The organism is Comamonas sp. A23 (genome assembly GCF_004522605.1).
Classification (GTDB): domain Bacteria; phylum Pseudomonadota; class Gammaproteobacteria; order Burkholderiales; family Burkholderiaceae_C; genus Comamonas; species Comamonas thiooxydans.
On sequence record NZ_RSDT01000004.1, the window covers coordinates 145,375 to 171,607 of the forward strand.

The 26,233-nt window shown below is 62.0% G+C and carries 22 protein-coding genes, 1 tRNA gene and 1 riboswitch; of the genes, 13 read left to right on the forward strand and 10 right to left on the reverse strand.

The features are described from left to right. Position 1: 1 nt before the first annotated feature. Complete coding sequence (gene metH / locus EIC84_RS12010) at positions 2-2,761, reverse strand: methionine synthase (protein WP_003069583.1); 2,760 nt, start codon at positions 2,759-2,761, stop codon at positions 2-4. A gap of 36 nt (positions 2,762-2,797) precedes the next feature. Beyond that, positions 2,798-2,907: riboswitch (S-adenosyl-L-homocysteine riboswitch) on the reverse strand. Positions 2,908-3,324: 417 nt separating this feature from the next. Between metH and gltS the strand changes: the two genes are divergently transcribed. After that, the gene (gene gltS, locus EIC84_RS12015; RefSeq protein ID WP_003069585.1) at positions 3,325-4,563 is read left to right on the forward strand and encodes a sodium/glutamate symporter; all 1,239 of its coding nucleotides are present in this window, start codon (positions 3,325-3,327) and stop codon (positions 4,561-4,563) included. A 110-nt stretch (positions 4,564-4,673) separates the two neighbouring features. Here gltS and EIC84_RS12020 read toward each other — a convergent pair whose 3' ends face one another. Then, positions 4,674-5,177, reverse strand: coding sequence for a PACE efflux transporter (locus EIC84_RS12020; RefSeq protein ID WP_003069587.1), 504 nt, complete (start codon positions 5,175-5,177; stop codon positions 4,674-4,676). 93 nt (positions 5,178-5,270) lie between these two features. Here EIC84_RS12020 and EIC84_RS12025 point away from each other — a divergent pair, with 93 nt between their 5' ends. Together EIC84_RS12025 and EIC84_RS12030 are read left to right on the forward strand one after the other, a co-directional pair. Beyond that, complete coding sequence (locus EIC84_RS12025; RefSeq protein WP_003069589.1) at positions 5,271-6,182, forward strand: LysR family transcriptional regulator; 912 nt, start codon at positions 5,271-5,273, stop codon at positions 6,180-6,182. Between the two features lie 126 nt (positions 6,183-6,308). Next, positions 6,309-7,418 carry a PPK2 family polyphosphate kinase gene (locus EIC84_RS12030; RefSeq protein WP_003069592.1) on the forward strand — a complete coding sequence of 370 codons (1,110 nt, stop codon included), beginning with the start codon at positions 6,309-6,311 and terminating at the stop codon, positions 7,416-7,418. A gap of 154 nt (positions 7,419-7,572) precedes the next feature. On the opposite strand, the gene EIC84_RS12035 is transcribed toward EIC84_RS12030, so the two are convergent. After that, on the reverse strand, positions 7,573-8,496 hold the full coding sequence (locus EIC84_RS12035; RefSeq protein WP_003069594.1) for a fumarylacetoacetate hydrolase family protein: 924 nt from the start codon (positions 8,494-8,496) through the stop codon (positions 7,573-7,575). Positions 8,497-8,705: 209 nt separating this feature from the next. Between EIC84_RS12035 and EIC84_RS12040 the strand changes: the two genes are divergently transcribed. Beyond that, the gene (locus EIC84_RS12040; protein ID WP_034363165.1) at positions 8,706-10,013 is read left to right on the forward strand and encodes a Glu/Leu/Phe/Val dehydrogenase; all 1,308 of its coding nucleotides are present in this window, start codon (positions 8,706-8,708) and stop codon (positions 10,011-10,013) included. A 163-nt stretch (positions 10,014-10,176) separates the two neighbouring features. Here EIC84_RS12040 and EIC84_RS12045 read toward each other — a convergent pair. Continuing rightward, positions 10,177-10,253 (reverse strand) — tRNA-Met (locus tag EIC84_RS12045). A 181-nt stretch (positions 10,254-10,434) separates the two neighbouring features. Between EIC84_RS12045 and radA the strand changes: the two genes are divergently transcribed. From radA to EIC84_RS12065, 4 genes are all read left to right on the forward strand, one after another. Then, the gene (gene radA, locus EIC84_RS12050; RefSeq protein WP_003069598.1) at positions 10,435-11,820 is read left to right on the forward strand and encodes a DNA repair protein RadA; all 1,386 of its coding nucleotides are present in this window, start codon (positions 10,435-10,437) and stop codon (positions 11,818-11,820) included. Positions 11,821-12,000: 180 nt separating this feature from the next. After that, positions 12,001-12,456, forward strand: a complete 456-nt coding sequence (locus EIC84_RS12055) for a hypothetical protein (RefSeq protein WP_003069599.1) — start codon at positions 12,001-12,003, stop codon at positions 12,454-12,456. A gap of 81 nt (positions 12,457-12,537) precedes the next feature. Further along, on the forward strand, positions 12,538-13,476 hold the full coding sequence (locus EIC84_RS12060; protein WP_003069602.1) for a branched-chain amino acid transaminase: 939 nt from the start codon (positions 12,538-12,540) through the stop codon (positions 13,474-13,476). Between the two features lie 143 nt (positions 13,477-13,619). Beyond that, positions 13,620-13,829, forward strand: a complete 210-nt coding sequence (locus tag EIC84_RS12065; protein WP_003059801.1) for a zinc-finger domain-containing protein — start codon at positions 13,620-13,622, stop codon at positions 13,827-13,829. A gap of 45 nt (positions 13,830-13,874) precedes the next feature. On the opposite strand, the gene EIC84_RS12070 is transcribed toward EIC84_RS12065, so the two are convergent. Then, positions 13,875-14,840, reverse strand: coding sequence for a capsular polysaccharide synthesis protein (locus EIC84_RS12070; protein ID WP_237704513.1), 966 nt, complete (start codon positions 14,838-14,840; stop codon positions 13,875-13,877). 62 nt (positions 14,841-14,902) lie between these two features. Between EIC84_RS12070 and EIC84_RS12075 the strand changes: the two genes are divergently transcribed. Beyond that, on the forward strand, positions 14,903-16,036 hold the full coding sequence (locus EIC84_RS12075) for a glycosyltransferase (protein WP_050789005.1): 1,134 nt from the start codon (positions 14,903-14,905) through the stop codon (positions 16,034-16,036). On the opposite strand, the gene EIC84_RS12080 is transcribed toward EIC84_RS12075, so the two are convergent. Further along, positions 16,026-16,790, reverse strand: a complete 765-nt coding sequence (locus EIC84_RS12080; RefSeq protein WP_003069612.1) for a glycosyltransferase family 25 protein — start codon at positions 16,788-16,790, stop codon at positions 16,026-16,028. The genes EIC84_RS12075 and EIC84_RS12080 overlap by 11 nt on opposite strands. 76 nt (positions 16,791-16,866) lie before the next feature. Here EIC84_RS12080 and EIC84_RS12085 point away from each other — a divergent pair, with 76 nt between their 5' ends. Next, the gene (locus EIC84_RS12085) at positions 16,867-18,165 is read left to right on the forward strand and encodes an O-antigen ligase (protein ID WP_003069614.1); all 1,299 of its coding nucleotides are present in this window, start codon (positions 16,867-16,869) and stop codon (positions 18,163-18,165) included. Here the strand turns inward: EIC84_RS12085 and EIC84_RS12090 are convergent. Then, positions 18,156-19,055: a lysylphosphatidylglycerol synthase transmembrane domain-containing protein gene (locus EIC84_RS12090; protein ID WP_003069617.1), complete on the reverse strand. Its 900-nt coding sequence runs from the start codon at positions 19,053-19,055 to the stop codon at positions 18,156-18,158. The two genes, EIC84_RS12085 and EIC84_RS12090, sit on opposite strands and share 10 nt — an antisense overlap. A 32-nt stretch (positions 19,056-19,087) precedes the next feature. Beyond that, positions 19,088-20,104, reverse strand: a complete 1,017-nt coding sequence (locus EIC84_RS12095) for a glycosyltransferase family 2 protein (protein WP_003069620.1) — start codon at positions 20,102-20,104, stop codon at positions 19,088-19,090. Positions 20,105-20,369: 265 nt separating this feature from the next. On the opposite strand from EIC84_RS12095, the gene EIC84_RS12100 reads away from it, so the two are divergent. Genes EIC84_RS12100 through EIC84_RS12110 form a run of 3 tightly spaced genes read left to right on the forward strand, consistent with a single transcriptional unit; the run spans position 20,370 to position 24,090 of the window. Beyond that, positions 20,370-21,749, forward strand: coding sequence for a glycosyltransferase family 39 protein (locus EIC84_RS12100; protein WP_003069622.1), 1,380 nt, complete (start codon positions 20,370-20,372; stop codon positions 21,747-21,749). Beyond that, complete coding sequence (locus tag EIC84_RS12105) at positions 21,746-22,756, forward strand: NAD-dependent epimerase (protein WP_003069624.1); 1,011 nt, start codon at positions 21,746-21,748, stop codon at positions 22,754-22,756. The genes EIC84_RS12100 and EIC84_RS12105 overlap by 4 nt, the downstream gene beginning before the upstream one ends. Then, positions 22,753-24,090 (forward strand): UDP-glucose/GDP-mannose dehydrogenase family protein, encoded by a 1,338-nt coding sequence (locus EIC84_RS12110; RefSeq protein WP_003069626.1) that lies wholly within the window; start codon positions 22,753-22,755, stop codon positions 24,088-24,090. The genes EIC84_RS12105 and EIC84_RS12110 overlap by 4 nt, the downstream gene beginning before the upstream one ends. Before the next feature lie 52 nt (positions 24,091-24,142). On the opposite strand, the gene EIC84_RS12115 is transcribed toward EIC84_RS12110, so the two are convergent. Together EIC84_RS12115 and EIC84_RS12120 are read right to left on the reverse strand one after the other, a co-directional pair. Continuing rightward, a complete protein-coding gene (locus EIC84_RS12115) occupies positions 24,143-25,363 on the reverse strand; it encodes an ATP-binding protein (RefSeq protein ID WP_003069628.1) in 1,221 nt (406 codons plus the stop codon). After that, a complete protein-coding gene (locus EIC84_RS12120; protein WP_034363143.1) occupies positions 25,363-26,112 on the reverse strand; it encodes a response regulator in 750 nt (249 codons plus the stop codon). The genes EIC84_RS12115 and EIC84_RS12120 overlap by 1 nt, the downstream gene beginning before the upstream one ends. Between the last annotated feature and the right edge of the window lie 121 nt (positions 26,113-26,233).

Below are 26,233 nucleotides of genomic sequence, written 5' to 3' on the forward strand. Positions count from 1 at the left end.
TTCAGCCCAGATTCGGCGCCAGATAGCGGCGCAGCTCCTCGACATCCATGCCACGTCGCTGGGCCATGTCGGCGAGCTGGTCTTCGCCGATCTGGCCCACGTTGAAGTAGCTGGCCTCGGGGTTGCCGATGTAGAAGCCGCTCACGCTGGATGCGGGGTTCATGGCCAGGCTCTCGGTCAGCGTCATGCCGATCTCATCGGCCTGCAGCGCCTTGAACAGGTCGATCTTGGCCGTGTGATCGGGGCAGGCAGGGTAGCCGGGCGCGGGGCGAATGCCCTTGTAGGCTTCCTTGATGAGCTCCTCGTTGCTCAGGTTCTCGTCTTCGGCATAGCCCCAGAGATCCTTGCGCACGCGCTGGTGCAGGCATTCGGCAAAGGCTTCGGCCAGGCGGTCGGCCAAGGCCTTGAACATGATGCCGCTGTAGTCGTCCAGCGCGGCCTCGAATTCCTTGTCCTTCTTCTCGGCACCGATGCCGGCGGTCACGGCAAACAGGCCGGCATAGTCGGCAATGCCCGACTCCTTGGCGGCCACAAAATCGGCCAGGCAGCGGCTGGGGCGCATCACGGGTCGGCCATCCGGGCCGTCCACGGCCTGCTTTTCGGTCTGCTGGCGCATGCCGTACCAGGTGGTCAGCACCTGGCTGCGCGATTCGTCGGTGTAGAACACGATGTCGTCGCCCACGCGATTGGCGGGGAACAGGCCCATCACGCCATTGGCCTGCAGCCAGCGGCCGTCGATGATCTTCTGCAGCATGAGCTTGGCATCGGCCAGCACCTTGCGCGCCTCCACGCCCACGACCTCATCGTCGAGGATGGCCGGGTAGGGACCCGCCAGATCCCAGGTCTGGAAGAACGGGCCCCAGTCGATGTACTGGGCAATTTCGGCCAGGTCGAAGTTCTTGAACACGCGGCGGCCCAGGGTGCGCGGCACCACAGGCGCATGGCCCACCACGGCAGCATTGGCTCTGGCCTGCTCCAGCGTCCACAGCGGCGTCTTCTTCTTGTTGGCATGCTGGGTGCGCACCTTGTCGTAGTCGGCGCTCAGCTCGTCCAGATAGGCCTGCTTGCCGTCGCCCAGCAGGCTCTGCGCCACGCTGACCGAGCGCGAGGCATCGGGCACATAGACCACGGGGCCGTCGTACTTGGGGGCAATCTTCACGGCCGTATGCACACGCGAGCAGGTCGCGCCGCCGATCAGCAGCGGAATCTTCTTGATGCGGAAGTAGTCGTCCTTGTCCATCTCGCCGGCCACATACTGCATCTCTTCGAGACTGGGAGTGATCAGTCCCGACAGGCCGATGATGTCCGCGCCCTCGGCCTTGGCACGCGCCAGGATCTCGTGGCAGGGCACCATCACGCCCATGTTGATGACCTCGAAGTTGTTGCACTGCAGGACCACGGTGACGATGTTCTTGCCGATGTCGTGCACATCGCCCTTGACGGTGGCGATGACGATCTTGCCCTTGCTGGTCACGTCCATGCCCGCCGCTTCCTGCTGGCGCTTCTCTTCCTCGATATAGGGCACCAGGTGGGCCACGGCCTGCTTCATCACGCGTGCGGACTTGACCACCTGGGGCAGGAACATCTTGCCGGCGCCGAACAGGTCGCCGACGATATTCATGCCGTCCATCAGCGGGCCTTCGATCACGTGCAGCGGGCGACCGCCGCCCTGCACCACGATCTGCTGGTAGGCCTCTTCGGTGTCTTCGGTGATGAAGTCGGTGATGCCGTGCACCAAGGCGTGCGACAGACGCTCACCCACGGTCTTCGGTGCCTCCGGCGTGCCGCGCCACTCGAGCTTCTTGCTGTCGTCCTTGGCCGCGCCCTTGGCGCTGTCGGCGATCTCGAGCAGGCGCTCGGCCGCATCGGGGCGGCGGTTGAGCACCACGTCCTCCACGCGTTCGCGCAACTGGGGCTCCAGGTCATCGTACACACCGACCATGCCGGCATTGACGATGCCCATGTCCATGCCCGCCGCAATCGCGTGATAGAGGAACACCGTGTGGATGGCCTCGCGCACGGGGTCGTTGCCACGGAACGAGAACGAGACATTGGAGACGCCGCCCGAGACCTTGGCACCGGGCAGGTTCTGCTTGATCCAGCGTACGGCCTCGATGAAATCGACGCCGTAGTTGTTGTGCTCTTCGATGCCGGTGGCCACGGCAAAGATGTTGGGGTCGAAGATGATGTCCTCGGGCGGGAAGCCCACTTCGTCGACCAGAATGCGGTAGGCGCGTTCGCAGATCTCGATCTTGCGCGCAAAGGTGTCGGCCTGGCCTTTTTCGTCAAACGCCATCACCACGGCGGCAGCGCCATAGCGCTTGACCAGCTTGGCGTGCTTCTTGAACTCCTCGACGCCCTCCTTCATGGAGATCGAGTTGACGATGCCCTTGCCCTGCAGGCAGCGCAGGCCGGCCTCGATCACGTCCCACTTGGAGCTGTCCACCATCACAGGCACCTTGGCGATATCGGGCTCGGAGGCAATCAGGTTCAGAAAGCGCACCATGGCGGCCTTGCTGTCCAGCATGGCCTCGTCCATGTTCACATCGATGACCTGGGCGCCGTTTTCCACCTGCTGGCGCGCCACGGCCAGAGCCTCTTCGTACTGCTCGTTGAGGATCAGGCGCGCAAAGGCCTTGGAGCCGGTGACGTTGGTGCGCTCGCCCACGTTGACGAACAGCGTCTCATCGCCGATGAAGACGGGCTCCAGGCCGGACAGGCGCATGGGAGGAATGGCAGTGGAAGGGGTAGCAGCGGACATCAGCTCACCTGTGTGAAAACCAGAAACAGAATCGAAAACAGGTGAGCGCCGTTGTGAGTGCCAGCAGATCGTCAACCAGATCTGCGACCCCGAGCCTGACGGGTCAAACATCTCTGGGATGACCGGCTGCAGCGCTCCTCGGGGTGAAGCCCGTCATTCTACGGCGAGGGCGGGCAATCGGGGCTTCAAGGCGCTTTGCCCCGCGGCTGTGCAGGAGAGCTCTATTCGAATGGCTATAGCAGATTCGACTTTCCACACCCCAAAAACAGGAGCAGGGCAAAAGGTAATTTCGCAAAACACGAATGCAACCATCTCATTTCAAGCATATTCCCGACATGGTGCGCATCCGCAAGGAATGGCGCACACCGCTTTCCTGCTCTCAGGCAGCCCGGCACCGACGGGTCCGCCTGCCATGAGTGGACAAGCACCTACAGCCCCTATCTTTGAGTCTTTGGCACCATCGACAGCAAATGTCTGGTCCATGTGCTCAGCCGTGCACAGCCGATTGCCAGCCATGACCGGGCAGGCCATTCAGCCCTCGCATGGAACACCCAGGAGATCCTATGAACGTGACCTTCGGCGCGTACTACACCCTCATCATGGCCGTGCTTGTGCTCATGCTTGGCAAGCTCATGACAAGACATATCCGCTTTCTGCGCGACTTCAATATTCCCGAGCCTGTCTCCGGCGGCCTGGTCGTGGCGGCCATCATCTTCATGCTGCATCAGACCACGGGACTGGCGCTGAGCTTCGAGGGCAGTCTGCAGTCGGCGTTCATGCTGGTGTTCTTCTCGTCCATCGGCCTGAGTGCGAACTTCGCGAAGCTGCGTGAGGGCGGCTCTGCGCTGTTCCTCTTCCTGGGCGTGATTGCCGTCTTCATCATCATGCAGAACATCGTGGGCGTGAGTCTGGCGTCCGTGCTGGGACTGGACCCGCTGATCGGCCTGGTCGCGGGCTCCATCACGCTGGTGGGCGGTCACGGTACGGCCGGAGCCTGGGGCTCGGTGCTGGAAAACCAATACGGTCTCACGGGAGCCACCACCCTGGGCATTGCCTGCGCCACTTTCGGCCTGATCATCGGCGGCCTGGTGGGCGGCCCGCTGGCCAAGCGACTGATCACGCGCCATCAGTTGGCCCAGCCGCTGACCGAGTCCGAGCAGCTGCGCGCCGATGCGCCCACGGTCAGCGAAGGCAGCGAGGTCGCCAACTTCGAGTCGCCCAACAAGGCACCGCGCCTGATCACGGCCGATGCTGCAGTCGAAACACTGGCCCTCTTCGCTGGCTGCCTGGCCTTTGCCGAATTCATGACTGGCCTGACCATGGGAACGGTCATCCAGCTGCCTACCTTTGTCTGGGCGCTGGGGGGAGGCGTGATCATCCGCAACGTGCTGGACTATATGTTTGGCTTCAAGGTCTTTGACCGCGCCATCGACGTCTTCGGCAATGCCTCGCTGTCCATGTATCTGGCCATCGCGCTGCTGTCGCTCAAGCTGTGGGAGCTGACCGACCTGGCCGGCCCGCTGATGGTCATTCTGGCCGCGCAAGCCATCGTCATGACGCTGTATGCGGCCTTCGTGACCTTCCGCATCATGGGCAAGAACTATGACGCCGCCGTGCTGGCCGCCGGCCACTGCGGCTTCGGCATGGGGGCCACGCCCACGGCCGTGGCCAATATGCAGGCCATCACCAACCAGTACGGTCCTTCGCACAAGGCCTTTCTGATCGTGCCCCTGGTCGGAGCCTTCTTCATCGACATCATCAACGCCTTTGTGCTGCAGGCCATGCTCAGCATTCTTCGCTGACCGCTACATCAGCCCCCCAAAAAAAAGCGTGTTCCTGTTTGACAGGAACACGCTTTTTTCATAGCTATTCACGCTTCATGGAAAAGCGCCAGAGACATATCTGACTCAGATCATGCAGCCACGGCCTGGGCCGAAGCCGGCAAGCCGAAGATGCGGTCAAAGGCCCAGTTGAAGGCAAAGGTGTAGACCATGAAGAACACCAGCAGACCGGCTTCCATCACTGCAGCTTCCCACAGCGAGATGCCGAACCACCAGGCCATCAGCGGGATCAGCATGGCGGCGATGCCGCCTTCGAAACCGATGGCATGCACCACGCGGCGCATCAGGGAGCGGCCCTTGACACTCTGGCGCGATTCCCATTTCTCGAACAGGTGGTTGAAGCTCAGATTCCAGCAGATCGCGATCACCGAGGCAGCCACGGCCATGACGCCGGAATCGCTGGCCTTCTGGCCGATGGCCATGAAGATCAGGCTGGAGACGATGATGGCAATGATTTCGTACAGACCCACATAGAGGATGCGACGTTTGGGACCTTGAAGGCCCTTGGCCTTGGCGGGGGTGGCAAAAGCGGCGGTATTTTTGAGAGAAACGGCAGAGGAAGAAGCGGATGCCATCGCTGAGGCTTGTTGAGACATGGGCTGCAGTGTATGTTCTATAAATTGAAGATAAAAGTCAGTTCCTTTCAATTTTTCTGACAGATCGACACCATGCCCTTTAGCGCCGACCAGGTTCCGCTGTTTCTTGCCGTGCTCGATGCCGGCTCTTTCTCAGCGGCTGCACGCAAGCTGGGGCGTGTGCCCTCGGCCGTCAGCATGGCCATTGCCCAGCTGGAGGCAGAGCTGGAACTGCAGCTGTTTGACCGCAGCGGACGCGAGCCCGTGCCCAGCGCCGCCGCCCGCGCGCTCGAGCCGCAGGCGCGCCTGCTGGCCGAGCAGTTGCAGCTGCTGAACTGGCAGGCTCAGGCGCTGCATGCCGGGCTGGAGGAAAGGCTGACGCTGGCCATCGCCCCCGAACTGCTGGCCACGCACTGGAGCGAACCGCTGAACCGGCTGGTGCGCGAGTTTCCTGCGCTGCCGATTGAGGTGCTGGCAGCTCCCCAGGCAGATGCGCTGGAGCTTTTGCATGCCGGCCGCGCCCATCTGGCCCTGGTGTTCGAGCGGCCCGCCATTGACGGGCGCGAGGGTTTCCAGGAAATGGGCCGCGAGACGCTGGTGGCCGTGATGTCGCCGCAGTTCGAGCTCTGGCAGCAGGCGCTGGCCGAGCATGAGCAGGGCCGCACCACACGGCCACAGCTCACGGTGGAACAACTGGCTGCCACGCGTCAGGTACTGGTGGCCAGCCGCGACCCGCAGCAGACAGACCCGCGCTTTGTGTTTGCGCGCCAGCTCTGGCGCACGGACAGCCACCAGGCAGCGCTTTCGCTGATAAGTGCAGGTCTGGCCTGGGGCTGGCTGCCCAAGGGCCTGGTGGAGTCGCATATCGGCAGCGGTGCGCTGATGGAAATTCCCGTGCTCAACATCAGCAACGGCACGACCTTGTTCGTGGACTGGGTCTGGTCCAAGGAGCGGGCCCAGGGTCTGGCGGCCAGGCGCTTTGTGCAACTGCTGCGCGAGCGCTGAGCTTCCATGGGCTGGCCTCCAACATCTGGTCTTGAAGACAAAAAAGCTTAAGGAGCAGAATGTACAAGCGCCAGCCGCTAGTCATTCCATAGCGAATCAATTTGCACTGCACAGGAGTTTCAATACATGCCCCGTCAGCCCGCCAAAGCCGCCCCCGCTACCTCGTCTGCCGCGCAGGCCGAACCCGATCGCCAGCCAGCGCGCAAGCGCCTGCCGTTTCCGACCAGCGAATCGGTACAGGCCACCAAGGCAGCCAAGCCATCGCCCTCCCGGCCTGTATCGCGCAAAAAGCCTGCCGCCAAAACCGTGAGCCGGACCGCTGCGCCCACGGCAAAAGCACCCGCCTTGTCCTTGGTCTATCCTTTCGAGACCAAGGACAAGGCGCTGCGCAAGCTATGGCAGCCCTGGCAACCGGGCCAGCCACGGGACAGTCGTTTGACCACCGGACACCCTCGGCCCGCAGTGGAGTTGCAGAAGTTCGACCCGACCGCCAAGCCCTTCTCCTCCGACAAGGGCAAGCAATATGACAAGGACAGCGTGAACCAGCTGGCCGAGGCTCTGGACGGGCTGCAGAATATTTTCTATGCCGACCGGCGTTTCAAGCTGCTGGTCATCCTGCAGGGCATGGATGCCGCGGGCAAGGACGGCACGCTGCGCGCAGTCTTCGGTCGCATGTCGCCGCTGGGCGTGCGCACCGTGGGCTGGAAGGCGCCCACCGAAACCGAGAAGGCGCATGACTATCTGTGGCGCATTCACCAGCAGTTGCCAGGTGCGGGCGAGATCGTGCTCTTCAACCGCAGTCAGTACGAGGATGTGCTGGTGCCCGTGGTCAACGGCTGGCTCACGCCCGAGCAGCAGACCCAACGCTATGCGCAGATCAACGACTTCGAGCGCATGCTCAGCGAGACCGGCACGGTGATCGTCAAGTTCATGCTGCACATCAGCAAGGACGAACAGCGCGAGCGGCTGCAGCAGCGGCTGGACGACCCCTGCAAGCACTGGAAGTTCGACGAGAACGACCTCAAGGTACGCGCCCAGTGGGACGACTACCAGCAGGCCTACGGCCAGCTGCTGGGCGCCACGCACACGCCCTGGGCACCCTGGACCATCGTGCCCGCCGACTCCAAGACCCACCGCAATCTGATGGTGGCCACGGTGTTGCGCGAGGTGCTGGGCAATCTGGAGCTCAAATATCCGCCCGGGGCACCGGCGCTGGATCACATCAAGGTCCGGTGACGCACACAGCTCCCGCCGCCATCAGAGCTCGCATATAGCTCTCAAAAAGAGAGCTGTTGGCGTTTGTTCTCAATGATTTTCAGATTAAAAAGCATCTGAAGTCATTCATCAAAAGGCGCTAGCAGCTCCTGTTTTTGAAAACTACCGGGACAGATCAGAACTGCCAGCCCAGTGCGCCCAGGCCGTCGAACTCCATCTCGAAGCGATCGCCGGCTTGAAGCGGCATGCAGCCGCACCAGGTTCCCGTCGTCACCACGGTGCCGGCAGGCACGCTGCCGTATTCGCGCGCCACATGCTGCAGCCAGTCCACGAGCAGCCAGGCCGGATCGCCCAGGCTGTGCGTTCCGGTAAAGCGCTGTGGCGGGCCGTCATTTACGGTCACCGTGCACAGCTGTCGGGCCCAGTCGCGGCCGGCAATGACGGAAGCACTCTGCCACTCGCCCAGCGCCAGTCCGCCATGGCATTGGCCGTCGGCCAGCAAGGCCAGGGCCGGGGCCTTGAGGCCGTCGCGCCAGCGCACATCCACCCATTCCACGGCCACGCAGGCGGCGTCAACCAGCGCCAGCGCGCTGTCGTAATCGAGGGTTGCAGCCTGATCGGCGCTCACATCCAGGCCTATGCGCAGGGCGATCTCGGCCTCGGCACAGCGCAGATTGAAGACGGTGTCGGGCGCGGGCACCGGATTCACGCCCTGGCGAATGCCGTCCTCGGGCAACGGCACATGCAGCAGCGCGGCGTTGCGGCCCGGGCCGCCGGACTTCCAGTAGCGCGGCGCGCGATCGGCGGGCCACCAGTTCCAGGTACGCGCCAGCGCGCTTTGCACGGCACGGGCATCGGCGGCATCGCGCATCAGCGCTGCCACGTCGGCGCCCTGGGCCTGGGCCGTGCCCAGTTTGCGCGACCACCACAGCGCATCGGCCGTGGCATAGCTGTCCTCGGGCAATTCGGGCCACAACGTCTTCCAGTCGGGCAGCACCTCATCCTGCGTCTGCAGCTCGGGAGCCAGCCCAATGGGCGGGGTATTGGCAAACGGTGCCGGGCCGCACCAGCCGCTTTTGCAATCATTGTTTTCAGACATGACGGCAATGATGGCAAATTTCCTGTCTCCATGTCACCAATTCAGTGCTTGGCCCACATCCAGAGCGGCTTTCAGATGGTTATGCACAAAATGCATAGTATCTCAAACAAGAAGCCTTGGACAGGAAAATCCGGCGCGCGCACACTGTGAATCCCGGACAGCAAGGGCTTACAACGACCTTGCTCCACTCAGTCAACCAGGCCTACATCATGCAAGCCAAAGACTCTTCAGCGCTGTCCACAGCGCATGCTCTGCCCTCCTACCTCAACTCCGATCATCTCGGTCCCTGGGGCATTTATCTGCAACAGGTCGACCGTGTCACCCCCTACCTGGGCTCGCTGGCCCGCTGGGTTGAAACGCTCAAGCGACCCAAGCGCATCCTGATCGTCGATGTCCCCATCGAGATGGACGACGGCCGTATCGCACACTTCGAGGGCTACCGCGTGCAGCACAACCTGAGCCGAGGTCCCGGCAAGGGCGGTGTGCGCTTCCACCAGGATGTGACGCTGTCTGAAGTGATGGCACTGTCGGCCTGGATGAGCATCAAGAATGCAGCCGTGAACGTGCCCTACGGTGGCGCCAAGGGCGGCATCCGTGTCGACCCGCGAAAGCTGTCCAAGGCCGAGCTGGAGCGCCTGACACGCCGCTATACCAGCGAAATCGGTCTGCTGATCGGCCCCACCAAGGACATTCCGGCACCTGACGTGAACACCAACGGCCAGGTCATGGCCTGGATGATGGACACCTACTCCATGAACACGGGCGCCACGGCCACCGGCGTGGTCACGGGCAAGCCCGTGGACCTGGGCGGATCGCTGGGTCGCGTCGAGGCCACGGGCCGCGGCGTGTTCACCGTGGGCGTGGAAGCCGCCAAGCTCACCGGCCTGAATGTGCATGGCGCACGCGTGGCCGTGCAGGGCTTCGGCAATGTGGGCGGCACTGCGGGCAAACTGTTTGCCGATGCTGGAGCCAAGGTTGTGGCCGTGCAGGACCATACGGGCACCATTCAGAACGCCAATGGCCTGGATGTGACGGCATTGCTGGAGCATGTGGGCAACACCGGCGGTGTGGGTGGCTTTGCCGGTGGCGAAGCCATGGATGCAGCCGCCTTCTGGGGCGTGGATTGCGACATCCTGATCCCCGCGGCACTGGAAGGCCAGATCACCGAGGAAAACGCCGGCCAGATCAAGGCCAAGCTCGTGATCGAAGGTGCCAACGGCCCCACCACTCCCGAGGCCGACGACATCCTCAGCGAAAAAGGTGTGCTGGTTCTGCCCGACGTGATTGCGAATGCCGGCGGCGTGACCGTGAGCTACTTCGAGTGGGTGCAGGATTTCTCCAGCTTCTTCTGGACCGAAGACGAGATCAACGCCCGTCTGGTGCGCATCATGCAGGAAGCCTTTGCCGGCGTCTGGGCCGTGGCCCAGGAGCATAAGGTGACACTGCGCACCGCCACCTTCATCGTGGCCTGCAAGCGCATTCTCCACGCCCGCGAGGCACGCGGCCTGTATCCATGACCTGCCTCTGAGCGGCTTTGCCGCTTCCCCCTCTCTGGCATCAACCGGAAGGGGGATACCGGCTTCGCCATCGGTCCGGCCCTAGCTTGCCGTCTCTTGGAGAGGGCAAGCGGCTTTGAGGCCCAAACGAAAAAAGCCTTCTGTTTCCAGAAGGCTTTTTGTTTGGTTGCGCGAGAAGGATTTGAACCTCCGACCTTTGGGTTATGAGCCCAACGAGCTACCAGACTGCTCCATCGCGCGGTAATTTGTTTCTCAACAGCAGTCGCTGTGTCGATAGGCGCAATTGTAGCCTAAATCGGCCTGTCATGCGGAGCAGTTATATAAACACGCGCTTTTTATGGTTACTGGCTCTGAGATTTGTCGCCAGCTCCGCATGGGCAGCAGCAATTGCCGCCCATGCCAGTCGGTATAGTTGCCGCCCATGGCCAAAGAGAAAACCACTTTCACCTGCAACGCCTGTGGCGGCACCAGCCCGCGCTGGCTGGGCAAATGCCCTGGCTGCGGCGCTTGGAACACCCTGGTCGAGACCGTGGCCGACTCCGCCTCGGGCGGCAAGAACCGCCTGAGCCAGCCCCAGGGCTATGCAGGTCTGGCCAATGCCCAGCCCGTCACCCCGTTGTCGGCCATCGAGGCCCAGGATGTGGCGCGCACGCCCAGCGGCATCGAGGAGCTGGACCGCGTGCTGGGCGGCGGCGTGGTCGAAGGCGGCGTGGTGCTGATTGGCGGGGACCCTGGAATTGGTAAGTCCACACTTCTGTTGCAAGCCATGGATGCATTGCACCGCATCGGGCTGCCCACGCTCTATGTGACGGGCGAGGAAAGCGGTGCCCAGGTGGCGCTGCGCTCGCGCCGGCTGGGGCTGGACAACAGCCAGGTCAATGTGCTGGCCGAGATCCAGCTCGAGAAAATCCTTGCCACCGTGGAGGCCACCCAGCCCGCCGTGGTGGTGATCGACTCGATTCAGACCGTGTATTCGGACCAGCTTTCCTCGGCACCAGGATCCGTGGCCCAGGTACGCGAATGCGCGGCCCATCTGACGCGCGCGGCCAAGACCACGGGCGTCACCATCATTCTGGTGGGTCATGTGACCAAGGACGGCGCGCTGGCCGGCCCACGCGTGCTCGAGCACATGGTGGACACGGTGCTCTACTTCGAAGGCGACACACACAGCAACTTCCGCCTGGTGCGCGCCATCAAGAACCGCTTCGGTGCCGTCAACGAGATCGGCGTCTTCGCGATGACGGAAAAAGGTCTCAAGGGCGTGACCAACCCCAGCGCCATCTTCCTGAGCCAGCACAGCGAGCCCGTGCCCGGCAGCTGCGTGCTGGTGACGCTGGAGGGCACACGCCCCATGCTGGTGGAAATCCAGGCCCTGGTGGACCAGGGCGGACCAGCTGCGCGTCGTCTCTCGGTCGGCCTGGACCGTGACCGTCTGGCCATGCTGCTGGCCGTGCTCAACCGCCATGCAGGCGTGGCCTGCGCCGACCAGGATGTCTTCGTCAACGCCGTGGGCGGCGTGCGCATCAATGAGCCTGCAGCCGACCTGGCGGTGATGTTGGCAATCACTTCCAGTCTGCGTGGCAAGTCGTTGCCCAAGGGCTTTATCGCGTTTGGCGAGGTCGGTCTGGCCGGCGAGGTGCGCCCCGCCCCTCGCGGTCAGGAGCGACTCAAGGAAGCAGCAAAGTTAGGATTCACTATCGCCGTGGTTCCCAAGGCCAATGCCCCCAAGAAGCCCATCGCCGGCCTGACCATCCATGCCGTGGAGCGTGTTGATGAAGCCATCAACATCGTGCGCGGCATTGGCTGATGTACTTTGATAGCTGCTTGCGCTTTTGAATCATCGGTATCAGGTAATAAGTGATCTGAAATCGTTGTTCTAAATATGCATGCAGCTCCTGTTTTTGAAAACCCCTTGGTCACAGCGGCCTGTGCGGGCATACGCACTGTCCGCACACTCAAACCCATACCCTCGTAAGACAATAAGCCCATGAATTTGCGCAATATTTTGGTTCCCCTGGGCTTGATCGTGCTGGTGATCGCAGCCTACAACTCTGCGGGCTGGCCCGGCGTGGCGGCCGTGGCAGGCGGCATCATCATGTGGGTGCTGCTGCACTTCACTCGCCTGATGTCCATCATGAAGAAGGCGTCGGACCGGCCTATCGGCTATGTGGGCAGCGCCGTGATGCTCAATGCCAAGCTCAAGCCCAAGGCCCCTCTGGTCCATGTGGTGGCCATGACCCGTTCTCTGGGCCAGCGTCTGTCCGAAGAGGGCCAGAGCCCCGAGATCTACCGCTGGACCGACGGCACACAGTCCCATGTGACCTGCGAGTTTGTCGCCGGCCGTCTCATGAAGTGGAAGCTGCAGCGTCCCGAGCAAAAGGAAGACTCGGTGGCGGCTGATGCGCAAGCGACAGACCGGACATCTGCCCCGACCTCCCCCTAAAATGGCAGCTTCAGGAGACAAGCGCTGCCGCCGACCCGGCAGCAGCGCCCGCCGAACACACAACCCATAGAGGATGGTTTTATGAGCCCTGTTGTTCCCTCGATGTCCGACCGCGACGGCAAGATCTGGATGGATGGTCAGCTGGTGGAGTGGCGCGATGCCAAGATCCACGTGCTGACCCATACGCTGCACTATGGCTGCGGCGCCTTTGAAGGCGTGCGCGCCTATGAAACCGCACAGGGCACGGCCATCTTCCGCCTCGAAGAGCACACCAAGCGCCTGTTCAACAGCGCCAAGATCCTGCGCATGCAGATCCCATTCAGCCAGGAGCAGATCAACCAGGCCCAGGTCGAGGTGGTCAGAGCCAACGGCCTCAAGTCCTGCTATCTGCGCCCGCTGACCTGGATTGGCGACCGCAAGCTGGGCGTCTCGCCCAAGGGCAATACCATCCACCTGATGGTGGCTGCCTGGGCCTGGGGCGCCTATCTGGGCGAGGAAGGCATGCAGCGCGGCATCCGCACCAAGATTTCCAGCTTCACCCGCCACCATGTGAACATCACCATGAGCCAGGCCAAGGCGGTGAGCAACTACACCAACTCCATCCTGGCCAATACCGAGGCTCTGGACGACGGCTACGACGAGGCCATCCTGCTGGACGCATCGGGCTTTGTCTCCGAAGGATCGGGCGAAAACATCTTTGTGATCAAGGATGGCGTGGTCTACACCCCCGACCTGTCCGCCGGCGCGCTCAACGGCATCACGCGCAACACAGTGCTGCACATCTGCAAGGACCTCGGCCTGGAAGTGGTGCAAAAGCGCATCACCCGCGATGAGCTGTATATCTCGGACGAGCTGTTCTTCACCGGCACCGCCGCCGAAGTCACGCCCATCCGCGAAGTGGACCGCCTGCAGATCGGCGAAGGCCGCCGCGGCCCGATCACCGAGAAGATCCAGGCTGCCTACTTTGACATCGTCAACGGCCGCAACCCCAAATACGCACACTGGCTCACCTTGGTATAAATCACCCCCTGAGCGGCTTTGCCGCTTCCCCCTCGGGGGACAGCACCGTCGCTGCGGGAAGGCCCTTGCTTGGTGCTTCTGATCTCAGTTGCGCCAGTATTTCCGGCCATGCTTCATTATTGAAAACACGAAAGACACGAGAAATGACCACGAATGCCGTCGTCGAACTGGCCGCCAAAGACCTCAACGCCCAGGGTGGTGTGTTCTGCCCCAGCCCCAAGGCCGACATGAAGCTGTGGAACAGCCACCCCAAGGTCTATCTGGATGTGGCCAAGACCGGCGACGCCAAATGCCCTTATTGCGGCACGACCTACCGCCTCAAGGCCGGTGAGGTGTTTGCTGGCGGGCATTGAAGCAACCACCGTTCATGAAAGAGGCTCCCGATAGGAGCCTCTTTTTTATGCCTCGGGATTGAGAGCCCGATGCCAGGTGCTGCCTGGCACTGCCCCGCCGTGGGCTTTGAACATTTCCGTGAAATGCCGCCTCTCTCCGCCTCTGAGCTTGACGATGGGAGCACTGATCTTCGGCCCCTGAACCCGACACAACTGGGGATACAGCAAATACCATTTCCAGCGCAAGGCATGGTGATAGTAATAGGCCGAGTCCTCGGCCTTGAACAATGCCATGCGTGAATACTGTCTTTGGCGCAGCACCTGCTGTGCCGTGACATGGATCAGCAGGTAATGGGGATCGCCAATGTTCTGCCGGATATCGACCCAATCGGACTGTGCCTGGAGCCGCTGCAGATAGGCCTCGGTTCCCTCGACAATCAAGGCTTGGTGAAATTCCCGCTGCCAGGCGACGATGAAATCGGAGCCCGCCAAAGCACCAAATGCCCAGCTTTCGATCACAGGCCTCTGCACCTGGGTGGTGAATTTCTCAAGATAGAAACCCACAAACTCAGTCCTGGAGTCGACGGCGGCCTGCATCCAGCCCAATGAGCGCGTCAGCAGGGTGCTGGCATCCAGCCAGAAGCCTCCATGCAGGGCCACGAGGTACAGGCGCAGCCAGTCAGATTGTTTGGTGGGATGCAGCTCATGGAACCGGGCAGGCAAAGCTTCTTGTGCCACGTACTGGGCCAGGTTGCCAGGATGCACAAGGCATACTTCATAATCCGGACACTGCAAACGCCAGCTCTGGATGCATTCGCGCACAAACGAGTCGGGCTGAGCATGGTTCCAGTAGGTCCACAATTTCTTGGGAATCGCAGCGCCCGGCGACTCCGCTAATTGCGGTGCGGGAGCAGCTACCTTGCCTTCGACAATGACCGGTATTGCGTCGCAATAGCTTGCTGAGAATTTCAGCGTCCGGGGCTGAACCAGCTTCAATGCGCTTTTGAATAATTGGGCAGGAATCCGGGTCATGGTGCGGAGAACAAAAAGAAACAATAGACGCAAATGATCTGTGCAGATTGTCCATCAGAACAATGAACTCACACTCTTTCCCTGAGCCAAAAACTGACGCTACAACGCCGATCCGAATCCTGCACTTCGTGACCGGAGGATTTTCCGGTGCCACCCAGGTCGCCGTGGACCTAAGCCTGGCCGCGCTGCGCACGCCCGGCCATGAGGTTCTGCTGGTGCTCCGCCGCAAGCCCAGCACGGACGAGCGCAAGATCGAGGCCCTGCGCCAGCAAGGCCTGCAGGTCATCGTGGTCTCCAACTGGCTGCATGCACTGACTGTCTGGGAGCTGCGCAAGATCATTCGCGGCTTCAGGCCCGATGCTGTGTTCGCCCACGGCTTCAGCGACCATATCTGGGGCAGGCGCGCTGCTGCAGCCGAGGGGGTGGCGCATATCTTTCATGTGGAGCACAACTCGCGCGAGCGCTACACGCCGCGTCGTCTGCGCCAGGCTCTGGCGCTGGAGCCCTTCACCCAGGCCCATATCGGCGTCTCTGAAGGCGTCAGAACCAGTCTGGTCGAGCGAGGCTTCCCGGCCGAAAAATGCATTGCCATCTGCAACGGCATCGACCTGACACGCTTTGCTCAAGACGCCATGCCCCAGCTCTGGCAGGAACGCGAGCCGGCCATTTACATGGCGTCGCGCTTTGCGCGCCAGAAAGATCACGACACGCTGATCAGGGCTCTGGCCGCGCTCAGGCAACGCGGCCTGACGCCCACACTCTATCTGGCCGGCGCAGGCAAGAGTTCGCTCAGGGCCAGAGCCGAGCGGCTGGTGGCTGAGCTGGGACTTGAGCAGCAGGTTCGCTTCCTGGGCAATGTCTCGGACCTGCCCCAGCGGCTGTCGAGAACGCAGATCTTTGTTCTGGCCACGCATTGGGAAGGCATGCCTCTGGCGCTGGTGGAAGGCATGGCCGCAGGCTGTGCCTGTGTGGTGTCCGATGTCATCGGAGCCCGGGAAGTCATCACCCCCGAGGTGAACGGCCTGCGGGTGCGGGAGTCAGACCCCGACTCCATGGCAGACGCATTGCAAAGACTGCTCCAGAATCCAGCGCTGGCCCAGAGCCTGGGCACAGCGGCGCGTGTCCACGCACTAAGCCACTACGGACGAGAACAGATGTGGTGCCACTATCAAAGACTGCTGCCGGTCAGCGCTTGAGAACTGCCGTTACAAGAGGCTTTGAAGCCCGAAAGTTCCCCCAGCTCAAAGCCAGCTTCATCTTGAATTTGCGCATTTTTTGCAAACGATTCACCGGTGCTTCTTTTTGGGCCCAGATGCTGCTGATCTCGCTGGTGTCATCCAGAGAAATGACCGAGGGGTAGACCCCGTACACACGCAGGTCGTTCTCAAACCAGAAGCGAATATCCACATCGACTGGTCTATCGAAGGGAACACGTGCCTCCAGCATCTTGCGGGCACCGGATCGACTGATGACATAGCCGGCAGCAAAGCTGGGCACGCGCTGATAGGAGATCAGTTGCAAAGATCCCTGAACCAACGGACCTTGATCCGCGATCTTTTCCGGCTCGCGCCCGTAGAGCTTGATCATGTCCCAGCTGCCATCGGTGGGCAGTGCTTCAATCGCGGCCAGCGCCTGGGGCAAATCCGGCAGAAGCCGCACATCATCCTCGAAGACCACCATGGCAGGAGCGTCGCTATCCATGAGTTGCTGCCATGACCTCAGATGACTGGCGTAACAGCCCTTCTCTCCGTTGCTCAGGGGTTTGAAGTAGCGGCCATGGCTTTGCGGCGCGCAAAAGAAGGTCTTTTGCTCGGCCTCGGACAGATCCCCCCACCACACGGCAGGCAAGCGCGACGCCGTCAGCCCCATTTGCGCGAACTGGGCCGTCATGCGCTCGCGACGCTCCGCGTCCTTGGACAAATTGATAAAGACAATGGGTAATGACGACATACACTTCTGCACCGAATACAAGACCTGCAGTGTAGGTTGAAGCCAACCGCCACGCAGGAGAACCTGATTGACAACTATGAATGTGCCTACACAAGTCACACCTCGAACCGGCAAGCGGACCGCTGCTCTTGCTCATGCCCTCGATGCCGCCTGCTTTGCATTCTTTGCGCTGAGTCTTTGCGTCCCCTCTGGCTACTCCTACGGATCCACGGCCCTGGCCCTTTTGACTCTCGCCGGTTGTATCGCGGCCCGCCCCCAAGGCCTTGCCAGGCGCGAGACTTTCGTGCTGGTGGGCCTGCTGCTGGTGCTGGGCCTGCTCTGGAGCCTGTCCTTCGACCACTGGTTCTCGGCGGCGGGCTGGGGTTATGGCGCGAAATACGCGCTGGCCGCTCTCTGCCTCTGGTATCTGAGCAAAACCGGTCTCCGGCTCACGGCCATTGTCTGGGGCCTGGCTCTGGGTAGTGTGGGTGCTCTGGCGATTGCCGCCTATCAGGCCGGCGTGCTCAAGATGCCGCGTGTTTCGGGCTTTACCAATGCCATCCAGTATGGTGGCATCGCCATGTATATGGGTTTTGCCACCTTGTCCCTGGCTTTGCTGGGCCGCTGGAGCAAGTCTCAAACAGCAGCCCTGGGGCTAATGGCTGCATGCGGTATTTATGCGTCCTTTCTTTCCGACTCCCGCGGCTCCTGGGTCGTGATCCCGCTGCTGATTGCGGCCATCTGGCTGATGGCATGGCTCAATGGCTACAAGCGTCTGGCCAGCATGACGGCGGGAGCCATGCTGCTGCTCGGGCTGATCGTGGCAGTGCCGGCCTACCCAAAGCTCGAGCAGCGCAGCGCCGAAGCCGCGCGTGAAGTCTCACAGTATCTGCAGGACCCCCAGAAATATGCGGTGACCTCGGTCGGCCAGCGCCTGGAGCAATGGCGGCTTGCGATTCATCTGATCGAGCAGCGTCCCTTCAGCGGCTGGGGACTGGCCGGCTACCCTGCAGCCAAGCAGCAAATGGTCGATCAAGGCCTGGCCCACCCTTCGGTCATGGAATATGGGCATGCGCACAATGAAATCCTGGACATGTGGGTCAAGCGCGGGCTGCCGGGTCTGATCCTGCTGCTGGCGTTCTATGCCGTGCCTGCAGCCATTTTCTGGCCCACGCAGCGCCGTCTGGCCCACGCCGATGCGGCGCAGCGCTCCAAGCTGCTGGCTCTGCGCGCGGCCGCCACGCTGCTACCGCTGGCCTACTTCGGCTTTGGCTGGACCCAGGTGTTCTTCGCGCACAACAGCGGAAACATGTTCTATATTTTCAGCCTCGCCGTGCTCTGGGGCGGTATTTGCAGAATGGAAACCCAGTCTGCAGTCACCAAAACTCAGTCCTGAGACCTGCCCGGCAAACCCAGGGCCAGAGCTCCCAGAGCCCCCTGGCCCAGGGCAAAGACACCATACAAGAGCCCAACCCCAACCGCTAGTACCGCAGGTACTCCGAAGGGAGCCAGGGCTGCCACTGCAGCGGCTTCACGGGTGCCCCAGCCGCCCACACTCACCGGCAATGCCGCCATCAGGAACACGGGGGCGATGACAAAGGCCCAGACGACCAGCGGCAAATGCAGGCCCAGAGCGATCGCGCCGCAAGCCAGCGCAGCAGCAGACAGCAGTTGCACGAGTGCCGAGGATGCTGCCTGCAGCCAGAGCTGCGAAAGAAAGTCAGGGCGGTTGGCCGCCGTACGCACAGGCTCCAGCCATGCACCAGGCAACTTGAACCAGTGGCTGCGCAGACCCTGCAGCAAGGCCCAGGGCAGCAGCAGCCAGATCACGGTGACGGCAAGCAGCAGCGTGACGAAGAGAGCGGTATTCAGGTGCACCCAGGGGGCCAGCGTGGAAGCGCAGGCCACTGCCCCCAGGCCGCCGATCGCGCACAGCATCCACAGACCGCTGACGCGATCCAGAATCACCGACAGATTGCTTGCCGCCTTGGTCTGCCCGGTCTTCTGCAGCGCAATCGCACGATAGACATCACCGCCCACAACAGCGCCAGGCAGCAACACATTCAGGCCAATCGCCTGAAAATACCAGCGCATACCTGAGGCCAGCGACATCTCGGCCCCGAGCCACCGCGCCATGGCGCGCCAGCGCCATGCCGACACTGCGTTCGAGGCAATGGAAATCCCCAAGCCCCCCAGCAACCACCAGGGGCTGGCCTGTTGCAGCCGGCCCCACAGTTGCACAGGGTTGGCGAGATAGACAACGGCTGCCAGCAAAGCGATGCCCATCAGGGCCCGGACAAACGCCTTTCGCGCCTTGCTCACAGAACCGCGGTCTCGGTTTTCGCGGCCTTGTCTGCAGGCTTGTGTTCGACAGCGCCGTAATCCTTGGCGTAGTACTGAAGACCGCTGCCCGACTCGTAATAGATACGCGTCAGCAGCTCGCCGATCAGGCCCGCCGCGATGAACTGCATGCCCATCAGCACCAGCATGACCCCTGCCATCAAGAGGGGCCGGCCGCCAATCGATTCACCCATGATCTTCTGTGCCAGCAGCCACAGCAGGATCAGCACGCCAGGCGTTGCCATCCACAGCCCCATGCCGCCGAAGGCATGCAGGGGACGCTGGCGAAAGCGCATGAAAAATACAATGAAGATCAGATCCAGAATCACCCGGAAGGTGCGATCTATGCCGTATTTGGAAACACCGCGCGTGCGTGCATGGTGACGCACCGGAATCTCAGTGATACGCGCGCCGGCATCACGCGCCAGTGAAGGGATGAAACGGTGCATCTCGCCATAGAGGCGAATGCGATCGATGATCTCGCGGCGGTAGGCCTTCAATGCACAGCCGTAATCATGCAGCTGCACATTGGTGAATTTGGAAATCAGGCGGTTGGCCAGCACCGAGGGCAGGCGGCGCGACAGCGCCTTGTCCTGGCGGTTCTTGCGCCAACCAGAGATCATGTCCACATCGGGATCGTTTTCCAGACGCTCCAGCAACAGCGGAATATCGCCGGGTTCGTTTTGCAGGTCGGCATCCAGCGTGACCACATACCGGCCGCGCACCCGGTCAAAGCCGGCCTGCAGGGCGCTGGACTGGCCGTAGTTGCGCACCAGACAGACGGCACGCACCCAGGGGTGCTGCTCGGCCAGCTCGCGCAGACGCCTGGCACTGCCATCCGTCGACCCATCGTCCACCGCAATCAGTTCGTAGCTCAGTGACTGGGTGCGCATGGCCTCGTCAATGCGGGCCACCAGATCGGGCAGATTATCGAACTCGTTATAAACAGGAACAACGATGGAAACTTCGGGATTGGAATCGTGCACGGACGTCATGCTCAATGATTTTGGATAACAGTCACCTATACTAACTGAATACCCTAGGTGCCATTTGCGCCAGGCCCATTGTTTGGCCTGCAAAGCCAAGCGCAATCGTAAGTGCGCACTATCAAAACATGTGCACCCGCCAAATCCTATGGCATCAAACTCCTCGACTTCTATTCGCCCAGACTGGCAACAAGCTCTGTATGCCAAGCCATGGATATGGCTGGCTCTTTTAGTTTTTGCCCATATCGTTTCCCGCATCAGCATTTCAGCAGGCATGAAATGGGATGAGTCCGAACAGATTCTCTGGGCCCAGCAATTGCAGCTGGGTTATGGCCCGCAGCCGCCTCTGTATACCTGGATGCAATGGGCGGTCTGTCAGCTTCTCGGCCCTTCGGTGCTGGCACTGGCATTGCTCAAACATCTGCTGATTGCCCTGGCCTATTGCCTGGCATGGCTGGCTGGCCGGCAGTTGCTGGGTCAGAAAGGTGCCTGGTGGGTTGCCGCAGGTCTGCTGCTGATGCCACCCTTCGGCTGGGACTCGCTGCGCGACCAGACGCATACGGTGATGGTGACGGCCATGACCATGGGCTTGTGGTGGGCCGTGCTGCGCCAGGTTCAAAAGCCGCAGGCCGTCAATTTTGTTTTGATCGGCCTCTTCTGCGGTCTGGGCATGCTGTCCAAATACAGCTATGCCATGCTCATTGGCGCCTTGTTCCTGGCCTCCATGACGGTGGCACAGGTCCGCTCGGCCATCTTCGCCAGGGGCTGGTGGCTGGCTCCGCTGGTGGGCTTGCTGGTGTTTGCGCCCCATGGCTTCTGGCTGGCTTCGCACTGGGGCATGGCAACCACCGAGACCGTACAGAAGATGTCCATCTCCACCGAGGCCTCGCATCTGAAAGGTCTGGGCAATCTGCTCAAGGCCCTGCTTTCGACCTTGGGCCTGTGGCTGATTGCCGCTCTGATCAGCTACCGCTCCAGTCTTTGGAGACCAGGCATCAATGCGTCCTTGCCGGCCCAGGTCTGGGCCAGGCCTTTGCTGCGCAACTACCTGCTCATCATTGCCGTCTGCCTGCTGGCCATGGTGCTGGCTGCCGATGTCACGGACTTCAAGCAGCGCTGGATGCTGCCTCTGACGGCTGTTGCGCCCTTGGCCCTCTATGTCTGGCGCCCGGCACTGCTGGAACAAGGCGTGGGCCGCCTGTTCACCGTCTTCGTCATCGTCTTTGCCCTGATCTTTCTGATCATGGCCACGCTGCGCCCCTGGCAGGGCGGCCGCAAGAACGATCCCGACGAACTCAACCACCCGGTCAAGACGCTGGCCCAGGAACTGCGCCAGGCCGGCTACAACGGCAAGGGAGTCATCGTCGGCTCGGACCATATGCTGGCGGCCATGCTGCATTCGCAGTTCCCGCAAACATACGCCCTGGGCTGCTCTGATGGCGCACTGCTGAGGCAATGTCTATCTCAGGCCGGCGCCGATACCACAGGCGGCCTGCTGCTGATCACACGCGCCGACAAGCCCGTCGCGGGCTGGTGGGACGGCATCTTCACCACCCAGGCAAAAACCGCGCTGCAGACACTGAGCATGCCTTTCGAGAAAATGCCTGCCAGCGCAACACCTGCGCAATACCAATATCTCTGGATTGCCCCATGAATCCCGTCCTGATCACCGGCTGTGCCGGCTTTATCGGCATGCATTGCGCCAAGCGACTGCTTGAGCAAGGCGTGCCCGTGCTTGGTATCGACAACCTCAACAACTACTACGACGTGGCGCTCAAGCATGCCCGCCTCGCCGAGTTGCGCCCACACGCCCACTTCCGCTTTGTGGAACTCGATCTGGCGGACCGGCAAGGCATGGCCGACCTGTTTGCCGAGGCAGCCCCCAGCAAAGTTCTGCACCTAGCCGCACAAGCCGGTGTGCGCTACTCCATCGATCAGCCCGACGACTACACCGATTCGAATCTGCTGGGCTTTGGCAATATCTTGCAAGGCTGCCGCAAGCACCAGGTCGAGCATCTGGTCTATGCCAGCAGCTCCAGCGTCTATGGCGGCAACACCAGGATGCCGTTTGCCGAAAGCGATGCGGTGGACCACCCCATCAGCTACTACGCAGCCACCAAGAAGGCCAATGAGCTGATGGCCCATAGCTATGCGCACCTCTACGGCATTCCCACCACAGGCCTGCGCTTCTTCACGGTGTACGGCCCCTGGGGCCGCCCCGACATGGCCTTGTTCAAGTTCACCAAGGCCATGCTGGCGGGCGAGAGCATCGATGTCTATGGCGAAGGCAAGCTGGTGCGCGACTTCACCTATATCGACGATATCGTCGAAGGCATCATGCGCGTGCTGGACAAGCCCGCCACGCCCGACGCCGGCTATGACAGCCGGAACCCCAATCCCGGCACCAGCACCGCGCCCTATCGCATCTTCAATATAGGCAACAACTCGCCCACCGTGCTGATGGACTACATCGCAGCACTGGAGGGCGCCCTGAAAATTACCGCCCGCAAGCAAATGCTGCCCATACAGCCCGGCGACATGCACAGCACCTCGGCCGACACGCGTGCCCTGCAAGCCTGGGTCGGCTTCTCGCCAGCCATGCCCGTGGCCACCGGCGTGCAGCATTTTGTGGATTGGTATCGCTCTTTTTATCGCGTATGAAAGTTACTGTCTTTGGTACCGGCTATGTCGGTCTTGTGCAAGGTGCCGTGCTGGCCGATGTCGGCCACCAGGTGCTTTGCGTGGATGTGGATGAGAAGAAAGTCGCGGCACTCAAGGCCGGACAGATTCCCATCCATGAACCAGGCCTCGATGCACTCGTCATCAACAACCAGCAACTGGGCCGTTTGCAGTTCACCACCAATGCCGCCGAAGGCGTGGCGCACAGCGAGCTGATCTTTCTGGCCGTGGGCACGCCGCCCGACGAAGACGGCAGCGCCGACCTGCAATATGTGCTGGCCGTGGCCCGCACCATCGCCCAGCACATGGACGGACCGCGCATCGTCATCAACAAATCGACCGTGCCCGTGGGCACGGCGGACAAGGTCTCGGCCGTGATTGCCGAAGGCCTTGCTCAGCGCAATCTGCAGCACCCTTTCGATGTGGTGTCCAACCCCGAGTTTCTCAAGGAGGGTGCGGCAGTGGGCGACTGCCAGCGCCCGGACCGCATCATCATCGGCACCGGCAACCCGGCTTCCGAAGCCAAGCTGCGCGAGCTCTACGCGCCCTTCAACCGCAATCGCGACAAGATCGTGATGATGGATGTCCGAAGCGCCGAGCTGACCAAATATGCGGCCAATGCCATGCTGGCGACCAAGATCAGCTTCATGAACGAGATTGCCAACCTGGCGGAAAAGCTGGGTGCCAACGTGGAGGCCGTGCGCCGCGGCATTGGCAGCGACCCGCGCATCGGCTACCACTTCATCTACCCGGGCGTGGGCTATGGCGGCAGCTGCTTTCCCAAGGACGTGAAGGCGCTGATCCACACCGCCAGGGAGGTCGAGTTTGAGCCTCTGCTGCTCAATGCCGTAGAGGACCGCAACCATGCCCAGCGCAATGTGCTGTTCGAGCGCATCAGCGCCTTCTACAGCGGCCAGCTTGAGGGCAAGACCATCGCCGTCTGGGGCCTGGCTTTCAAGCCCAATACCGACGATATGCGCGAAGCGCCCAGCCGCAACCTTCTGGAGTCGCTCTGGGCCGCCGGTGCCAAGGTGAAGGCCTACGATCCCGTTGCCATGAAGGAAGCCCGTCGCATCTACGGCGAGCGTGCCGACCTGGAGCTGGTGGATAGCCCCCTGGCTGCCGTGCAGGATGCAGACAGTCTGGCCATCGTGACCGAATGGCAGATCTTCCGTGCGCCGGACTTCGACCTGCTGGCCGCAACACTGAACGACAGAATGATTTTTGACGGCCGCAACCTCTACGAGCCTGCCCTGCCTGCCAGCCATGGCCTGGGCTATGTCTCCATAGGCCGCCCCGCCCAGCAGCCGCGCTGAAACAAAAAGCCCCGCAGGCAGAAACCTGCAGGGCTTTTTTCCGGGCAGCGGCTCAGGACAGCGGCAGGCAGATCACAAAGCTCGCACCGCTGCGGCCGTCCTGGCGCGCCTCGCAGTGCACGGTGCCGCCATGGCGCTCGGCGATCGAACGCACCAGCGACAGGCCCAGGCCCACGCCGCCGGAGCGCTCGCTGGCCCCGGGCAGGCGATAGAACTTCTCGAAGATACGCTCGCGCTGCGCCTTGGGAACCCCGGGGCCGTGATCCTCGACACGGATCAACGCCATGCCATCCTGTTTGGACAGGGACAGAGTGATCTCGCCCTCGCTGTAGCGGCGCGCATTCTCCAGCAGATTGCGCACGGCACGGCGCAGCAGTTTCGCGATACCTTGCACCTCAAGCGGACCATCGGTCTGCATCTCCAGTTCGGCATCGATGCGCGCGCATTCCTCGGCCGCCAGACCGATCAGATCGACCGACTCCACCGTGCCCACATCGACCTCGCTGGAGTCCAGGCGGCTGGCCAGCAGGATCTCGTCGACCAGTTGGTCAAGCTCGCCAATATTGCGCTGGATCTCGGCCTTGGCGCGTGCACTGGCCGGATCGTCACCCATGAACTCCAGGCCCATGCGGATGCGCGTCAGCGGCGAGCGCAGTTCATGCGAGGCATTGGCCAACAGAGATTTGTGAGACGTCATCAAGGTCTCGATGCGCGCTGCAGCGGCGTTGAACTGGTGCGCCAGATCCGCCACCTCGTCATGACCATGCTCGGGGACACGCACCGACAGATCGCCCTCGCCAAAGCGCTTGACGCCGCGCTGCAGGTTTTCCAGACGCTTGAGCAAACGGCGAATGATGGGGAACACGCCCACAACCACCGCCACGCCGACCAGGCCCAGCATCCACAGGAAGCCGAACGGCGGCCGCAGCCAGAAGGCGACGGCACCATCACGCGGGGGAGGGCGGCCCTCACGCCACTCGCGTGGCGCCATCCATAGCTCATAGACCTGACCGTCCCGGGCGGCAATTTCAAAACGCACGCCATCTACGGGCGAGCCGGAGATGCGGTTGCCACGCCCCTCCACCAGAACCTCGCCCTCGGGGCCTTTGAGCACCATCTCGCGCGAGGGCGGCGTGGTGCTGTTCTGTGCGCGCTGCTCTTCGGCAATATTCCAGGCCCAGGCCACGCACAGCGTGAGCACGGCCACGCCAACCACCACGGCCAGCCAGATGCGCAGATACAGGCGCTGGGAGAAGATGTGCAGCAGCTTCATCAGTCTTGTTGCTTGGCAAAAACGTAGCCCACACCGCGCACCGTGAGAATGCGCTTGGGAGCCTTGGGGTCGGCTTCAATAGCGGCGCGGATGCGGCCCATATGCACGTCGATGGAGCGGTCGAAGGCCTCCAGTTCGCGGCCGCGCACGGCTTCCATGATCTGGTCGCGCGTCAGAACGCGACCGGCGCGCTCGGCCAGTGCCACGAGCAGGTCGAACTGGTAGGAGGTGAGGTCGGCCTGCTGCTCGCCCACCGACACGGTGCGAGCATCGCGATCGATTTCCAGGCTGCCGAAGCGCATGACGGCATTGGCGGGGGTCGCCTGGCTCTCGCTGCCTTTACGGCGCAGGATGGCGCGAATGCGGGCCAGCAGCTCGCGCGGCTCGAAAGGCTTGGGCAGATAGTCGTCGGCGCCCAGTTCCAGACCGATGATGCGGTCCATGGGATCGCCCTTGGCGGTCAGCATCAGCACGGGGACCTGTGCCGGAGTGCCGGGCATGGAGCGTATGCGACGGCAGACCTCGAGACCGTCCATGTCGGGCAGCATCAGGTCAAGGATCACCAGGTCAGGCAGCTCGACCGAGCCACCATCGCTGGGCTGCAGCTGTTCGAGGCCGCTTTTGCCGTCAGCCATATGGGTCACTTCCAGGCCGTTATTGCCCAGGTAATCGCTCACCATTTGCGCCAGGCGAACGTCGTCCTCAATCATCAGAAGTTGGTGCGTGCTCATAGGGGGCAGTGTAGTCATGCTCGCGCCTCGGTATTTCTTCAAGACGTCATGCTGCAGCACGCAGGTGACCTGCTCTTGTCTGGTGCGTAAAGTTGGGTAAACGCCAAGTCACTCAAAAACAATAGCTGTCAGTGCTTAC

Coding starts and splice junctions, on each gene's coding strand:
- EIC84_RS12040 (WP_034363165.1), top strand. CDS start 8,706: ATGCAAGCCAAAGACTCTTCAGCGCTGTCCACAGCGCATGCTCTGCCC.
- EIC84_RS12030 (WP_003069592.1), top strand. CDS start 6,309: ATGCCCCGTCAGCCCGCCAAAGCCGCCCCCGCTACCTCGTCTGCCGCG.
- EIC84_RS12090 (WP_003069617.1), bottom strand. CDS start 19,055: ATGGGCATCGCTTTGCTGGCAGCCGTTGTCTATCTCGCCAACCCTGTG.
- EIC84_RS12055 (WP_003069599.1), top strand. CDS start 12,001: ATGAATTTGCGCAATATTTTGGTTCCCCTGGGCTTGATCGTGCTGGTG.
- EIC84_RS12070 (WP_237704513.1), bottom strand. CDS start 14,840: ATGACCCGGATTCCTGCCCAATTATTCAAAAGCGCATTGAAGCTGGTT.
- EIC84_RS12080 (WP_003069612.1), bottom strand. CDS start 16,790: ATGTCGTCATTACCCATTGTCTTTATCAATTTGTCCAAGGACGCGGAG.
- gltS (WP_003069585.1), top strand. CDS start 3,325: ATGAACGTGACCTTCGGCGCGTACTACACCCTCATCATGGCCGTGCTT.
- EIC84_RS12115 (WP_003069628.1), bottom strand. CDS start 25,363: ATGAAGCTGCTGCACATCTTCTCCCAGCGCCTGTATCTGCGCATCTGG.
- metH (WP_003069583.1), bottom strand. CDS start 2,761: ATGTCCGCTGCTACCCCTTCCACTGCCATTCCTCCCATGCGCCTGTCC.
- EIC84_RS12075 (WP_050789005.1), top strand. CDS start 14,903: ATGAACTCACACTCTTTCCCTGAGCCAAAAACTGACGCTACAACGCCG.
- EIC84_RS12060 (WP_003069602.1), top strand. CDS start 12,538: ATGAGCCCTGTTGTTCCCTCGATGTCCGACCGCGACGGCAAGATCTGG.
- EIC84_RS12095 (WP_003069620.1), bottom strand. CDS start 20,104: ATGACGTCCGTGCACGATTCCAATCCCGAAGTTTCCATCGTTGTTCCT.
- EIC84_RS12105 (WP_003069624.1), top strand. CDS start 21,746: ATGAATCCCGTCCTGATCACCGGCTGTGCCGGCTTTATCGGCATGCAT.
- EIC84_RS12020 (WP_003069587.1), bottom strand. CDS start 5,177: ATGGCATCCGCTTCTTCCTCTGCCGTTTCTCTCAAAAATACCGCCGCT.
- EIC84_RS12065 (WP_003059801.1), top strand. CDS start 13,620: ATGACCACGAATGCCGTCGTCGAACTGGCCGCCAAAGACCTCAACGCC.
- EIC84_RS12100 (WP_003069622.1), top strand. CDS start 20,370: ATGAAATGGGATGAGTCCGAACAGATTCTCTGGGCCCAGCAATTGCAG.
- EIC84_RS12035 (WP_003069594.1), bottom strand. CDS start 8,496: ATGTCTGAAAACAATGATTGCAAAAGCGGCTGGTGCGGCCCGGCACCG.
- EIC84_RS12120 (WP_034363143.1), bottom strand. CDS start 26,112: ATGACTACACTGCCCCCTATGAGCACGCACCAACTTCTGATGATTGAG.
- radA (WP_003069598.1), top strand. CDS start 10,435: ATGGCCAAAGAGAAAACCACTTTCACCTGCAACGCCTGTGGCGGCACC.
- EIC84_RS12110 (WP_003069626.1), top strand. CDS start 22,753: ATGAAAGTTACTGTCTTTGGTACCGGCTATGTCGGTCTTGTGCAAGGT.
- EIC84_RS12025 (WP_003069589.1), top strand. CDS start 5,271: ATGCCCTTTAGCGCCGACCAGGTTCCGCTGTTTCTTGCCGTGCTCGAT.
- EIC84_RS12085 (WP_003069614.1), top strand. CDS start 16,867: ATGAATGTGCCTACACAAGTCACACCTCGAACCGGCAAGCGGACCGCT.